This is a genomic window from Actinacidiphila yeochonensis CN732, from assembly GCF_000745345.1.
GTDB classification, from domain to species: domain Bacteria; phylum Actinomycetota; class Actinomycetes; order Streptomycetales; family Streptomycetaceae; genus Actinacidiphila; species Actinacidiphila yeochonensis.
On the sequence record NZ_JQNR01000005.1, the window covers coordinates 320273 to 333502 of the forward strand.

General features: G+C 73.1%; 12 protein-coding genes and 1 riboswitch. Of the genes, 5 read left to right on the top strand and 7 right to left on the bottom strand.

The genetic code is table 11. From position 1 onward, the window contains the following. Positions 1-43: 43 nt before the first annotated feature. The 4 genes from groL to thrC all read right to left on the bottom strand — a co-directional run bounded on the left by groL (position 44) and on the right by thrC (position 4498). Positions 44-1666 carry a chaperonin GroEL gene (gene groL, locus BS72_RS13490; RefSeq protein ID WP_037910660.1) on the bottom strand — a complete coding sequence of 541 codons (1623 nt, stop codon included), beginning with the start codon at positions 1664-1666 and terminating at the stop codon, positions 44-46. A gap of 550 nt (positions 1667-2216) precedes the next feature. Beyond that, positions 2217-2420, bottom strand: coding sequence for a cold-shock protein (locus tag BS72_RS13495; protein ID WP_037910665.1), 204 nt, complete (start codon positions 2418-2420; stop codon positions 2217-2219). 480 nt (positions 2421-2900) lie between these two features. Continuing rightward, the gene (locus BS72_RS13500; RefSeq protein ID WP_037910667.1) at positions 2901-3176 is read right to left on the bottom strand and encodes a ubiquitin-like small modifier protein 1; all 276 of its coding nucleotides are present in this window, start codon (positions 3174-3176) and stop codon (positions 2901-2903) included. Beyond that, positions 3173-4498 (bottom strand): threonine synthase, encoded by a 1326-nt coding sequence (thrC, locus tag BS72_RS13505; protein WP_037910669.1) that lies wholly within the window; start codon positions 4496-4498, stop codon positions 3173-3175. Before thrC ends, BS72_RS13500 begins: the two co-directional genes overlap by 4 nt. Before the next feature lie 18 nt (positions 4499-4516). After that, a riboswitch (SAM riboswitch) is annotated at positions 4517-4647 on the bottom strand. Between the two features lie 317 nt (positions 4648-4964). On the opposite strand from thrC, the gene BS72_RS13510 reads away from it, so the two are divergent. From BS72_RS13510 to BS72_RS13520, 3 genes are all read left to right on the top strand, one after another. Continuing rightward, positions 4965-5933, top strand: a complete 969-nt coding sequence (locus tag BS72_RS13510) for a glucosyl-3-phosphoglycerate synthase (RefSeq protein WP_037910672.1) — start codon at positions 4965-4967, stop codon at positions 5931-5933. A 246-nt stretch (positions 5934-6179) separates the two neighbouring features. Beyond that, complete coding sequence (locus BS72_RS13515) at positions 6180-7601, top strand: alpha,alpha-trehalose-phosphate synthase (UDP-forming) (protein ID WP_037910674.1); 1422 nt, start codon at positions 6180-6182, stop codon at positions 7599-7601. Positions 7602-7783: 182 nt separating this feature from the next. After that, positions 7784-7978 carry a hypothetical protein gene (locus tag BS72_RS13520; RefSeq protein WP_037910676.1) on the top strand — a complete coding sequence of 65 codons (195 nt, stop codon included), beginning with the start codon at positions 7784-7786 and terminating at the stop codon, positions 7976-7978. A 60-nt stretch (positions 7979-8038) separates the two neighbouring features. Here BS72_RS13520 and otsB read toward each other — a convergent pair whose 3' ends face one another. From otsB to BS72_RS13535, 3 genes are all read right to left on the bottom strand, one after another. Then, positions 8039-8887, bottom strand: a complete 849-nt coding sequence (otsB, locus tag BS72_RS13525) for a trehalose-phosphatase (protein WP_037910678.1) — start codon at positions 8885-8887, stop codon at positions 8039-8041. A gap of 60 nt (positions 8888-8947) precedes the next feature. Next, the gene (locus BS72_RS13530) at positions 8948-9166 is read right to left on the bottom strand and encodes a DUF3263 domain-containing protein (RefSeq protein ID WP_037910680.1); all 219 of its coding nucleotides are present in this window, start codon (positions 9164-9166) and stop codon (positions 8948-8950) included. A gap of 282 nt (positions 9167-9448) precedes the next feature. Next, positions 9449-10765 carry an extracellular solute-binding protein gene (locus BS72_RS13535; RefSeq protein WP_198545888.1) on the bottom strand — a complete coding sequence of 439 codons (1317 nt, stop codon included), beginning with the start codon at positions 10763-10765 and terminating at the stop codon, positions 9449-9451. Between the two features lie 239 nt (positions 10766-11004). On the opposite strand from BS72_RS13535, the gene BS72_RS13540 reads away from it, so the two are divergent. Beyond that, positions 11005-11937 (top strand): ROK family protein, encoded by a 933-nt coding sequence (locus BS72_RS13540; protein WP_037910683.1) that lies wholly within the window; start codon positions 11005-11007, stop codon positions 11935-11937. Further along, on the top strand, positions 11937-13157 hold the full coding sequence (gene nagA / locus BS72_RS13545; RefSeq protein WP_051951079.1) for an N-acetylglucosamine-6-phosphate deacetylase: 1221 nt from the start codon (positions 11937-11939) through the stop codon (positions 13155-13157). The genes BS72_RS13540 and nagA overlap by 1 nt, the downstream gene beginning before the upstream one ends. The last annotated feature ends 73 nt before the right edge of the window (positions 13158-13230 follow it).

Below are 13230 nucleotides of genomic sequence, written 5' to 3' on the forward strand. Positions count from 1 at the left end.
TCGTGCGCGGAGGGCCCGAGGGGCCCGGACGCTGAGCCGGGGCTCAGAAGTCCATGTCACCGCCGGGCATGCCGCCCGGAGCGGCCGCGGCGGCCTTCTCCGGCTTGTCGGCGATGACGGCCTCGGTGGTGAGGAAGAGCGCGGCGATGGAGGCCGCGTTCTGCAGCGCGGAGCGCGTCACCTTCGCCGGGTCGATGATGCCCTCGGCGATCAGGTCGACGTACTCGCCGGTCGCGGCGTTCAGGCCGTGGCCCGGGGTCAGGTTGCGCACCTTCTCCACCACGACACCGCCCTCAAGGCCGGCGTTGACGGCGATCTGCTTCAGCGGTGCCTCAAGGGCGAGCTTGACGGCCGACGCGCCGGTCGCCTCGTCACCCTGGAGCTCCAGCTTGTCGAAGACCGCGGAGGCCTGCAGCAGGGCCACGCCGCCACCGGCGACGATGCCCTCCTCCACGGCGGCCTTGGCGTTGCGCACCGCGTCCTCGATGCGGTGCTTGCGCTCCTTGAGCTCGACCTCGGTGGCGGCACCGGCCTTGATGACGGCCACGCCGCCGGCCAGCTTCGCCAGGCGCTCCTGGAGCTTCTCGCGGTCGTAGTCCGAGTCGCTGTTCTCGATCTCGGCACGGATCTGGTTGACCCGGCCGGCCACCTGGTCGGCGTCGCCCGAGCCGTCCACGATGGTGGTCTCGTCCTTGGTGATGACGACCTTGCGGGCGCGGCCCAGCAGGTCCAGCCCCGCGTTCTCCAGCTTGAGGCCGACCTCCTCGGAGATGACCGTGCCGCCGGTGAGGATGGCGATGTCGCCGAGCATGGCCTTGCGGCGGTCACCGAAGCCCGGGGCCTTGACGGCGACGGACTTGAAGGTGCCGCGGATCTTGTTGACCACCAGGGTCGACAGGGCCTCGCCCTCGACGTCCTCGGCGATGATCAGCAGCGGCTTGCCGGACTGCATGACCTTCTCCAGCAGCGGGAGGAGGTCCTTCACCGCGGAGACCTTGGAGTTGACGATCAGGATGTACGGGTCGTCGAGCGACGCCTCCATCCGCTCCAGGTCGGTGGCGAAGTAGGCGGAGATGAAGCCCTTGTCGAAGCGCATGCCCTCGGTGAGCTCGAGCTCCAGGCCGAAGGTCTGCGACTCCTCGACGGTGATGACGCCTTCCTTGCCGACCTTGTCCATGGCCTCGGCGATCAGCTCGCCGATCTGGGTGTCAGCGGCGGAGATCGAGGCGGTGGAGGCGATCTGCTCCTTCGTCTCGACGTCCTTGGCCTGCTCCAGCAGGGCGGCGGAGACGGCCTCGACGGCCTTCTCGATGCCGCGCTTGAGGGCCATCGGGTTGGCGCCGGCGGCGACGTTCCGCAGGCCCTCCTTGACCAGGGCCTGGGCGAGGACGGTCGCGGTCGTCGTGCCGTCACCGGCGACGTCGTCCGTCTTCTTCGCGACCTCCTTGACCAGCTCGGCGCCGATCTTCTCGTAGGGGTCCTCCAGCTCGATCTCCTTGGCGATGGAGACACCATCGTTGGTGATCGTGGGGGCGCCCCACTTCTTTTCGAGGACGACGTTGCGGCCCTTCGGGCCGAGAGTGACCTTGACGGCGTCGGCGAGCTGGTTCATCCCGCGCTCAAGGCCGCGCCGTGCCTCCTCGTCGAACGCGATGATCTTGGCCATGGTGAAGTGCCCTCCGCGGACTTGTCGGTTGCGCTCGGACCAGGCGGCGCCCGCGACGGACGGCCGCGGGGCTCCGGTCTCTTCCCGGCTCCCGCACGAGCCTCACCGGCCCGGTCCTCCTGTCACTCTCACTCGTAGAGTGCTAACGCCAATGATTAGCACTCACCCCCTGCGAGTGCAAGCGCCTCCCCCCGCACCGGCCACCTCGCGCCCGCCCGCCGGGCGGCTCCCGCCGGACCTCAGCCCCCTTCCGGGCGGCCGGCCGGAAGCCCCACGGCGGCAGACCGGGAGTCGGCCACGGGCGGTCGGGAGGGGCCGGTCAGGAGGGCGGGCAGGAGGCGGCCAGGAGCCGGACAGGGGACCGTCGGCGGCCCGTCAGGGCCCGTCTCAGCGCCCCGCGGTGGCGACACGAGGGGATCGCGAGGGGATCGCGAGGGGAACACGAGGGAGAACGCGGGGAGAACGCGAGGGAGCCGCACCCCCGCGGCGGGGTGCGGCTCCCGTGGTGCTGGTGCTACAGGTCGCGTCGGTGGCCGAACGCGCCGGGAGGTCAGACAGCCAGACGGACCATGTCCGCCTGCGGCCCCTTCTGACCCTGCGAGATCTCGAACTCGACCCGCTGGCCTTCTTCGAGGGTGCGGTACCCGTCCATCTGGATCGCGCTGTAGTGGACGAAGACATCCGCACCACCGTCGACCGCGATGAAGCCGTACCCCTTCTCCGCGTTGAACCACTTGACGGTGCCCTGAGCCATTCCTAACTCCCCTATTGCTGGCCCTGTCGCGGCCCCGCACTTCACGGGCCCGGGTCAGACCTCACCCGTCCTGGATTCCCGACCCGATGAGGGAGGGAACCCCGGGGGGCGTGCGCCGGAACGCGTCGACCGCGGCTGAATGTATCTGCACGGATGCCCACTGCAACAGGTCAAATGGACGAGAATTCTCGGCGCGACCGATCGGAAATGCACCGAGAAACATCGATAATGCGGGGCATCCCGGACAGGGCAAACGGGACGCATCGGGATAATTCACCGATGAATTTGGCGATAAATCGCCGCAGTCGTCTTCCGCAAGGACCAGGGTTTACTTCCGGCAACTGTACAACTCTTCAACTACCGCCCGGACAGCGGGACGCCCCGTCCACCCGAAGGGGTGAACGGGGCGATGGTGGCCGCTGCCGGCGGAAACACCCGCCGCCGGCGGCGGACACGGACGGCGCGTGGCCGCCGGTGGTTTCAGCCGCCCGCGACGGCGGGAATGATCGAGACGCTCGCACCGTCGGGGACGACCGTGGCCAGCCCGTCGGAGAAGCGGACGTCGTCGTCGTTGACGTAGACGTTCACGAAGCGGCGCAGCTTGCCCGCGTCGTCCAGGACACGGGCGGAGATGCCGTTGTGGTCGCGCTCCAGCGAGTCGATGACCTCGGCCAGCGTGGCGCCCTCGGCGGGCACCTCGGCCTGGCCGCCGGTGTAGGTGCGCAGGATGGTGGGGATGCGGACGGAAGCACTCATGCGAGGCCAGCCTCTCGGAAAGCGGCAAGGGTGGGGCGGATCGTCGCGGTCGGCCCGCTGGTGGCCGCGACCGCGTCCAGGGTCTTGAGTCCGTCGCCGGTGTTGAGGACGACGGTCTCGCCGGCCGGGTCCAGCTGCCCGGTCTCGATCAGCTTCTTCAGCACGCCGATGGTGACGCCGCCCGCGGTCTCCGCGAAGATCCCCTCGGTACGGGCCAGCAGCTTGATCGCCTCGACGACCTGCTCGTCGTTGACGTCCTCCACCGCGCCGCCGGTGCGCCGGGCGATGTCCAGGACGTAGGGGCCGTCGGCCGGGTTGCCGATGGCGAGCGACTTGGCGATGGTGTCCGGCTTGACCGGCCGCACCACGTCGTGGCCGGCCTTGAAGGCCGCCGAGACGGGCGAGCAGCCCTCGGCCTGGGCGCCGAAGATCTTGTAGGGCTTCTCCTCGACCAGGCCGAGCGCGATCAGCTCGCGCAGCCCCTTGTCGATCTTGGTCAGCTGGGAGCCGGAGGCGATCGGGATGACCAGGTTGTCCGGGAGCCGCCAGCCGAGCTGCTCGGCGATCTCGTAGGCCAGCGTCTTGGAGCCCTCGCCGTAGTACGGCCGCAGGTTCACGTTGACGAAGCCCCAGTCCTCGCCGATCGGGTCGCCGATCAGCTCGGAGCAGAAGCGGTTCACGTCGTCGTAGGAGCCCTCGATCGCGACGAGGTCGCCGCCGTAGACGGCGGCCATGACGACCTTGCCGGCCTCCAGATCGTGCGGGATGAACACGCAGGACTTCAGGCCGGCCCGGGCCGCGGCGGCGCCGACCGCGCCGGCCAGGTTGCCGGTGGAGGAGCAGGACAGGGTGGTCATCCCGAAGGTGCGGGCGGCCTCCAGGGCGATGGCCACCACGCGGTCCTTGAAGGAGTGCGTGGGGTTGCCGGAGTCGTCCTTGACGTGCAGGCCGCCGGTGATGCCCAGCTCGCGGGCCAGCCGGTCGGCCTTGACCAGCCGGGTCCAGCCCGGGTTCAGGTTGGGCTGCTCGGCGACGTCGGCGGGCACCGGGAGCAGCGGCGCGTAGCGCCAGATGCTGGCCGGACCGGCCTCGATCCGGCGGCGCAGGCCCTCGGGGTCGCCGGTCGGCAGGTCGTAGGCCACTTCGAGCGGGCCGAAACACTCCAGACACGCGAAGACCGGGCCGAGCGGGAAGCGGGTCCCGCACTCGCGGCAGGAGAGCGCGGCGGCCGGGCCGAAGGGGGCGCGCGGCTCACCGGCGGAGTCGCCGGACGCGGTGGTCGCGGTGGGAAGTTCGGTGCTTGCGGCAGTGTGCGCAGCCATAACTGGCGAGGCCCTTTCTCCTCATCTTCCTCGTGGCGCGGGCGCGCCAGGAGACGGAATTGGCACCTTCCCCACCGTGTGACCTCGCGGTCGGCGGGAGGGTTGCCGGGGCTTCAACGGGCCGTTCCCTCTGCCCCTCTGGATGAGCGGTATGGCGCCGGGCGGCCTGCCCATGGACGGCGGGCCCGGTGCGTTTGTCGGCGGGACCCCGGCATGCCGGCGCCTCGCGTGTTGTTCAAAACTGTAACCGACGAACCCGGGGGCGGAGACAGGGGTCCGCAACGCGAGACGTGTCACACCGGTCCCCGCGTCGCGGCGCCGGCGCCGGCTGTTCCGGCCTGATCCGGCCTGATCCGTTCGCCGGCCCCGCGTTGGCCGGCCTCCCGGTCGGCCGGGTCGGCGGGCCCGCGGCTCGTCCGCGACTGAAGCGACTGAAGCGACTGAAGCGACTGAGGAGAGGAGATCCGTGCTCGACGAGGTGGAGCGCTGGCTGAAGAGCCGGACGTGGTCGGCAGCCGACCGTCCGCTGGAGGAGCTGCTGGCCGCCAAGCACGCGGCCGGCTCCCGGGGGACGGTCAGCGTGGTGCTGCCGGCGCTCGACGAGGAGGCGACCGTCGGCGCGATCGTGGCCGCGATCCGGGGGCGGCTGATGGCCCCGGACGGGGTTCCGCTGGTGGACGAGCTGGTGGTGGTCGACTCGGGCTCCAGCGACGGCACCGCGGAGGTGGCCGCCCGCGCGGGGGCGCGGGTGGTGCGGCGCGACGAGGTGCTGCCGCGGCTGCCGGTGCTGCCCGGCAAGGGCGAGGTGCTGTGGCGGTCGCTGCTGGCCACCCGCGGCGAGATCGTCTGCTTCGTCGACGCCGACCTGCGCGACTTCGACCCGTCCTTCGTCTCCGGGATCGTCGGCCCGCTGCTGACCGAGCCGGACGTCCACCTCGTGAAGGCGATGTACGACCGGCCGCTGGAGTCGGGCGGCCAGGTGGTGCCGGCCGGCGGCGGCCGGGTCACGGAACTGGTCGCGCGGCCGCTGCTGAACCTGCACTGGCCGCTGCTGGCCGGCTTCGTGCAGCCGCTGGGCGGGGAGTACGCGGCCCGCCGCCCGCTGCTGGAGCGGCTGCCGTTCCCGGTCGGGTACGGGGTGGAGCTCGGGCTGCTGGTCGACGCGCTCGACGCGGTGGGCCTGGACGGGCTGGCGCAGGTCGACGTGGGGGTGCGCCACCACCGGCACCAGGACGGCCAGGCGCTGGGACGGATGGCGGCGGCGATCTACCGCACCGCGCAGAGCCGGCTCCAGCACGGCCACCTGGTCCGGCCGCGGCTGACCCAGTTCGACCGCGCGGCCGGCGGCTTCCGCCCCACCACGCACGCGGTGGACACCGACGAGCGGCCGCCGATGGCCACGGTCCCGGAGTACGCCGCCCGCCACGCCGCCTGACCGTCGGACAGGGCCTGCGGGCCACCCGGGCGGCCCCCGGCCCCGGAGGCCCCCGCGTACCGGTGTCGCCGCAGGTCGCGTGGCGTCCCGAGGGGCAGGACGACGCGTGGGGGACGTTTGAGACGGGGCGCGGGTGGTAGGTCCTGTCTGACGAGCGGCGCCGTCCGCGCAAGGGGCGGCGCCGCTCCTCGAAGCAGGTCCGGAGCGGCGCGGCGTGGTGGCGTGGAAGGAGGCGTGGGAGGTCGGATGGCAGGCAGCGAGGGCAGCGCGCGGGTACTGGTCGCGTCGAACCGCGGCCCCGTGTCGTACACCGTGGGTGAGGACGGCGGGCTCACCGGCCGACGCGGCGGCGGCGGGATGGTCTCGGGGCTGAGCGCGATCGGGCCGGACGCCGGCGCGGTGTGGGTGTGCGCGGCGATGTCGGAGGGCGACCGCGAGGCGGTGCGGCGCGGCGTCGCCGAGCCGGGCACCCGCATGATCGCGGTGGAGCCGGACGTCTTCCACGCGGCGTACAACGACATCGCCAACTCGGTGCTGTGGTTCGTCCACCACCTGCTCTACCAGACCCCGCTGGACCCGGTCTTCGACGAGGAGTTCCGCTCCCAGTGGGCGTCGTACGAGGCGTACAACGCGGCCTTCGCGGACGCGATCGCCGAGGAGGCGGCCGAGGGCGCCGCCGTCCTGGTGCAGGACTACCACCTCGTCCTGGTGCCCGCGCTGCTCCGGCAGCGCCGCCCGGACCTGCGGATCGGCCACTTCTCGCACACCCCGTGGGCGCCGCCGGACTACTTCCGGCTGCTGCCGGACGACGTCGCGGCGCAGGTGCTGGAGGGGGTGCTCGGCGCCGACCGGGCCGCGTTCCTCACCCGCCGCTGGGCCGCCGCGTTCGCCGCCTGCTGCGCCGACGTGCTCGGCGCCGAGGTGTCCGCCGACGGCATGTCGGTCAGCTACGCGGGGCACACCACGCGGCTGGGCGTGCACGGCCTGGGCGCCGACGCGGACTTCCTGCGGGAGCGGGCCGGCCGGGCGGACGTCGAGGAGCGGATGGCGGCGCTGCGGGCCGAGGCCGGGCCGGGGCGCCGGCTGATCGTGCGGGTGGACCGCACGGAGCTGTCGAAGAACATCGTGCGCGGCCTGCTGGCCTACCGGCGGCTGCTGCTGGAGCACCCGGGCTGGCGCGAGCGGGTGGTGCACGTCGCCTTCGCCTACCCCTCCCGCCAGGACCTGGCGCTGTACCGCGAGTACACGGCGGAGGTCTCCCGGGTCGCGGCGGAGATCAACGAGGAGTTCGGCACCCCGGGCTGGACCCCGGTGGTGCTCAAGGTGGACGACGACTTCGCCCGTTCGCTGGCCGCCTACCGGATGGCCGACGTGGCCCTGGTCAACCCGATCCGGGACGGGATGAACCTGGTGGCCAAGGAGGTGCCGGTGGTCTCCGACCACGGTGTCGCGCTGGTGCTCTCCCGCGAGGCCGGGGCGTTCGAGGAACTGGGCGACGACGCGGTGGTCGTCAACCCGTACGACGTGCGGGCCACCGCCGCCGCCCTCAACACCGCGCTCACCCTGCCGGAGGCCGAGCGCGCCGACCGCACGAAGCGGCTGGCGGCGGCGGCCACCGCGCTGCCGCCGACGCAGTGGTTCCTCGGCCAGCTCGACGCGCTGAGCTGAACGGGAGCCGGCACGTCGGCACCGCTGAACGGACGCCGGCACCACGCACGTCGGCACGTCGGCACGTCGGCACGTCGGCACGTCAGGGCAGGTGTCGCCCGTCCGCATGACGCTTCCGCCACGGCCCCGGTGGCACCCGGCGGTCCACCGCATTCTGGCCACACACGGGAAGGGAGCCGTCCATGAGCGTCGACGCGATCGCGCACACCGAGTTCCCCAGGGGGTACACGGTCCTGTCCGGGGCCGACGGCTACGTCGCGGCGCACACCCGCCGTTACGGCACGGGCAGGCTTCCCGTTCCGCTCGCCGACGGCCGCGTCTTCACCCTCGACCTGGATGAACTCCCGTACCCGAAGCCCGAGTCGGAGGTTCGCTGACGGAGGGCTCCGGCCGCGGCCCGGCCGGGTACTCCCCCGGCCGGGTGGCCTGACCAGCCGTCAGGAGTCCAGGGCGTCCGCGATGGCGTCGAGCAGCGCGACCACGCCCTCCGGGCCAGGCACCGCCAAGTCGGCCTGGTCCAGCAGCTCCTGGGGGGTCTCACCGGTGGCCGCGCTGGCCACGAGCAGGCCCGGGACGCCCTCCTCGCGCAGCCGGGCCACGGTCGCGAAGGCCGCGAGGTCGCCGAGGTCGTCCCCGGCGTAGAGCACGCTGCGGGCACCGGTCTCGCGCAGGTACTCGAAGAGCGCGACGCCCTTGTCCACACCCGGAGGACGCAGCTCCAGCACGTAGCGGCCGGGCTCCACCACCAGGCCGTGGGCGCGGGCGAGTTCGGCCAGCGGTTCGCGCAGCGCCTCGAAGGCGGCCTGGGGGTCCTGGGCGCGGCGGGTGTGCACGGCGACCGCGCGGCCGCCCTTGTCCTCGATCCAGGTGCCGTGCCAGGCACCGACCCGGTCGAGGCAGCCGGCCAGTTCGGCCCGGACCGCGTCGACCCCGGGGTCGGGCGCGGGGGCGCGCACCTCGCCGGAGCGGGCGTCCCAGCGCTCGGCGCCGTAGTGGCCGAGGACGGCGAGGCGGTCGAGCCCTGGCACTCCGGCGAAGCCGCCGTAGCGGACGGCGACCCCGGCCGGGCGGCCGGTGATGATGACGGCGGCGGCCAGTCGCGGTGCGAGCCGGGCGAGGGCGGTGGCCGCCCCCGGGAGCGCTCTGGCCTGTTCGGGGTCGGGCACGATCGGCGCCAGCGTGCCGTCGAAGTCGAGTGCTACGACGGCCTGTTCGGGGCGGGCGAGGAGCGCTTCGAGGGCTCCCTCGCCCTCGGGCGTGTGCGGCGTGGGGATCTCGGCAGCCATGCGTGCGACCCTACCCGCGTACCCCCGGCGCATGTCGGGCGTACGGCGGCACGTCGCGGATCAGCGCGAGCGGCCGTGCCGGTCGCGCGCCGCCCGCCAGCGGTTGACGGTCCCGGGGGCGTAGCGCAGCGCGGCGGGATCGTCCAGCAGCGCGTTCAGGTGCTGGAAGAAGGCGGTCGGCGACATGCCCAGCCGCTCGCGGATCGCCCGGTCGCGCGGGCCGGGGCCGGACCAGCCGCGCCCGGCCAGGTCCAGTACGGCGGTGTCCCGCGCCGACAGCCCCTCAGCCCCCGGCCGGTCGCCGTCCGGCGGCCCTCGGCGTCCGGCCCCTCGGCGCCCGCCCGGTCGGCGCCCGGCTGTTCGGTGTCGGGCCCCTCAGCGGCGTCCGGTCCCTGGCCGGGCTCCGTGCCGGGCCTTCCGTCCGGCCGCGGCCGCGGCTGCGGCTGCGGGACGTCGTCCGGGCCGGGGCCGGGACCCTCGGGGGTGCTCATGGACGACTCCTCCGCCGCGCGGTGCCGGCCGCGCCGGCCGGTACCGCGATCGTACGGCCGACCCGGGGCGTCAGTTCGCCGCGACGGACTTGGACTTGTTGTCCTGCGTCTCGGCGTAGATCTGCAGGTCGGACAGCACCTTCTTGGGGTCGGAGTGCACGGCCTGCCCGATGACGTCCTTGAGCCGCGAGCTGACCTCGGCCCAGGAGGTCTTGTCGACCGGGTAGAAGACCGCGTCCGGCAGCAGGTTGAGGAACTGGACCAGGTCCTTGTCCTTGGGGTTGGCGCGCATCGCGTCCGAGGCGGACGTGGTCACCGGCAGCAGGCCGTACTCGTCGAGGAACTTGACGCTGTTCTTCTGCTGGTAGACGAACTGGAGGAACGTCCCGTCGGCGTCGCGGTTGCCGCTGTGGTTGAAGGCCATCATCCAGTCGGCGACGCCCAGGGTGTTGGTGTCGGTGCCGGTCTCGCCGGGCAGCGCGGCCACGCCGACGTCGATGCCCTTCTGCTTGGCCTGGGCCAGCAGGGTGGGGTGGCCGTTGATCATGGCGGCGTCGCCGGCCAGGAACTCGTCGAAGACGTCCTGCCGGTTGGTCTTGGCCGGGTCCTTGGGGCCGACGAGGCCGGGCTTGACCAGGTTCTTCGTCAGCCAGCTGAACGCCTCGACGTTGGCGGCGCTGTCGAAGGTGTAGTTGTCGGCCGAGTCGGTCAGCCCGCCGCTGCCGCTGCTGCCGGTCGCGCCGAGCATCCACATCAGCGACTCGGCCTGGGCCTCCTCGGGGCCGAGCGGCAGGCCGTAGGGGACCTTGACGCCGGCGTCCTTGAGCAGCTTGGCGTCCTCGGCCAGCTCCGCCCAGGTCTGCGGGGCCTTCTCGATGCCGGCGTGCGCGAAGAGCTTCTTGTTGTAGAAGAACATCCGGGAGCTGGACACCCACGGGATGCCGTACTGGGTGTGGTCGACCGTGCCGGCCTGCGCCAGCGAGGGGATGAAGTCGGCCTGCTCGCTCACCGTGAAGAGGTCGTCGGCGCTGTAGAGCTGGCCCGCGGCGGCGTAGGAGGCGTAGGAGCCGATCTGCGCGATGTCCGGCGGGGTGCCCTTCTTGACCATGTCGGCGACCGTCGCGTCGACGTGCGTCCAGTCGACCACCTGGACGTCCACGGTGATGCGCGGGTTCTGCTTCTCGAAGGCGGAGACGATGCCGTTCCAGTAGCTCGTGGAGCTGGTGTGCGCCTTCGGGTCGCCGTAGTCGGCGGCGACCATGTGGATCGTGACGTCCTTGCTCAGCGGGGAGCTCGCCCCGCACGCGCTGACTCCGGTCAGGGCCAGGGCCGATGAGAGGCAAGCCGTGATGCCGAGGAGTCGTCGCCGCTGCACTGTTCCTACCATCCTTGGACTTCACCGAGACGTGCGCGGGCGCCCGCTCGGCGGGCACCGCGGAAGGGGAGAGTCTTCCGCATACCTTTAGCCAAGGTCTACACCATGAGTGATCGTTCTCCGTCGCCGGGGGCAGCGGCATTCTCGGCCCACCCCCGCGACGTGCGGTTTCCTCGTCCATCGGGGCGGAAACGGATCTTGCCCTCCGAGTGGACTAGACCTGTTCTGGGGTGAGACGCGAGACTGTACCCGTGAGACACGTCATCGCTCTCGATGTGGGCGGCACCGGGATGAAGGCAGCGCTGGTCGGCGAGGACGGCGCGCTGCTGTACCAGGCACGCCGCCCGACCGGTCGCGAACGCGGGCCCGAGGCGGTGGCCGAGGCCGTCCTGGACTTCGCCGCGGACCTCTACGCCCACGGCGCCGCCGCCTTCGGCCACGGCGCCCTCGCGGCCGGGGTGGCGGTACCGGGGATCGTGGACGAGGACTCCGGCACCGCGGTGTACTCGGCCAACCTGCGCTGGAAGGACCTGCCGCTGCGCGACCTGGTCTCCGCCCGGCTGGGCGGCCTGCCGGTGGCGCTCGGCCACGACGTGCGGACCGGCGGGCTGGCCGAGGGCCGGATCGGCGCCGGCCGGGGCGCCGACCGCTTCCTGTTCGTGCCGCTGGGCACCGGCATCGCCGGCGCCATCGGCATCGACGGGCGGATCGAGGCCGGCGCGCACGGCTGCGCCGGCGAGATCGGGCACATCGTGGTCCGCCCCGGCGGCCGCGTCTGCGGCTGCGGCCAGCTCGGCTGCCTGGAGGCGTACGCCTCGGCCGGCGCGGTCTCCCGCACCTGGGCGCGGGCCAGCGGCGACCCGGCGGCGGACGCCGCCGCGTGCGCGCGGGCGGTCGCGGACGGCGACCCGCGGGCGGCGCGGGTGTGGCAGGAGGCTGTGGACGCCCTCGCCGACGGCCTGGTCACCGGCCTGACGCTGCTCGACCCCCGGACGGTGGTCGTCGGCGGCGGCATGGCCGAGGCCGGCGCCACCCTCTTCGACCCGCTGCGGGAGGCCGTCGAAACCCGGCTGACCTTCCAGAAGCTCCCGCACATCGTCCCCGCCGCGCTCGGGGACACCGCCGGCTGCCTGGGCGCGGGCCTGCTCGCCTGGGATCTGATCACCACGGAGGTGGACGCCTGATGGCCCCCGTAACGACACCGCCCACACCGGCGGTACCGCCGTCGCCGTCGACCCCCTCGGCCGCGCGGCGCACCGTACTGGCGGGGGTCCGCGCCGTGCTGCCCTCCGGGGTGCTGGAGGACGGCCGGATCGCCGTCGAGGGCACCCGGATCGCCGAGCCGGAGGCCGCACGGCCCGACGAGGCGGTCGTGGACCTCTCCGGGCGCGGCTGGACGGTCGTGCCGGGCTTCGTGGACCTGCACAACCACGGCGGCGGCGGCGCCTCGTTCACCTCCGGCACCGCCGAGGACGTCCTCACCGGGGTGCGCACCCACCGCGAGCACGGCACCACCACTCTGGTGGCCTCCACGGTCACCGAGTCGGAAGAGGCGCTGACCCGGCAGGCGGGGCTGCTCTCGGAGCTGGTGGAGCAGGGCGACCTGGCCGGCATCCACTACGAGGGCCCGTTCATCTCGCCCTGCCGCAAGGGCGCGCACGACGAGACGCTGCTGCGCCACCCGGACCCGGCCGCGGTGCGCCGGCTGGTGGAGGCGGGCCGCGGCGCGGTGCGGATGGTCACCCTCGCCACCGAGCTGCCCGGCGGCATCGAGTCGGTGCGGCTGCTGGCCGACCTCGGCGTGATCGCCGCCGTCGGGCACACCGACGGCGACTACGAGCAGACCGTCGCGGCGATCGACGCCGGCGCCACGGTGGCCACCCACCTGTTCAACGCGATGCCGCCGCTCCAGCACCGCGCCCCCGGCCCGATCACGGCGCTGCTGGCCGACGAGCGGGTCACCGTCGAGCTGATCAACGACGGCACCCACCTGCACCCGGCCGTCCTCGAACTCGCCTTCGCCAGCGCCGGACCGGACCGGGTCGCGTTCATCACCGACGCGATGGACGCGGCCGGCTTCGGCGACGGCCTCTACGACCTGGGCCCGCTCAAGGTCGAGGTGCTGGAGGGCGTGGCCCGGCTGGTGGAGGGCGGCTCGATCGCCGGCTCCACGCTCACCCTGGACACCGCCTTCAAGCGGGCGGTGACGGTGGACCGGCTGCCGCTGGAGCACGCGGTGAAGGCGCTGTCCGCCAACCCGGCGCGGCTGCTGGGCCTGTCCGACCGGATCGGCTCGCTGGAGCCGGGCAAGGACGCGGACCTGGTGGTGCTCGACGCGCAGTACGACCTGGTGGGTGTGATGCGCGGGGGCGCGTGGGTGGTCCGCCCCGACGGGGTGCTCTGACCCCGCGCGGTACCGCCGCGGTCGTACGGCGGGCCGGAATGTTCAACGGCTCGGCAAGGGCCGCACCCCGGGC

Excerpts from the sequence above, each read along its gene's own strand:
- groL (WP_037910660.1), bottom strand. The coding sequence starts at position 1,666 with ATGGCCAAGATCATCGCGTTCGACGAGGAGGCACGGCGCGGCCTTGAG.
- BS72_RS13495 (WP_037910665.1), bottom strand. The coding sequence starts at position 2,420 with ATGGCTCAGGGCACCGTCAAGTGGTTCAACGCGGAGAAGGGGTACGGC.
- BS72_RS13500 (WP_037910667.1), bottom strand. The coding sequence starts at position 3,176 with ATGAGTGCTTCCGTCCGCATCCCCACCATCCTGCGCACCTACACCGGC.
- thrC (WP_037910669.1), bottom strand. The coding sequence starts at position 4,498 with ATGGCTGCGCACACTGCCGCAAGCACCGAACTTCCCACCGCGACCACC.
- BS72_RS13515 (WP_037910674.1), top strand. The coding sequence starts at position 6,180 with ATGGCAGGCAGCGAGGGCAGCGCGCGGGTACTGGTCGCGTCGAACCGC.
- BS72_RS13520 (WP_037910676.1), top strand. The coding sequence starts at position 7,784 with ATGAGCGTCGACGCGATCGCGCACACCGAGTTCCCCAGGGGGTACACG.
- otsB (WP_037910678.1), bottom strand. The coding sequence starts at position 8,887 with ATGGCTGCCGAGATCCCCACGCCGCACACGCCCGAGGGCGAGGGAGCC.
- BS72_RS13535 (WP_198545888.1), bottom strand. The coding sequence starts at position 10,765 with ATGGTAGGAACAGTGCAGCGGCGACGACTCCTCGGCATCACGGCTTGC.
- nagA (WP_051951079.1), top strand. The coding sequence starts at position 11,937 with ATGGCCCCCGTAACGACACCGCCCACACCGGCGGTACCGCCGTCGCCG.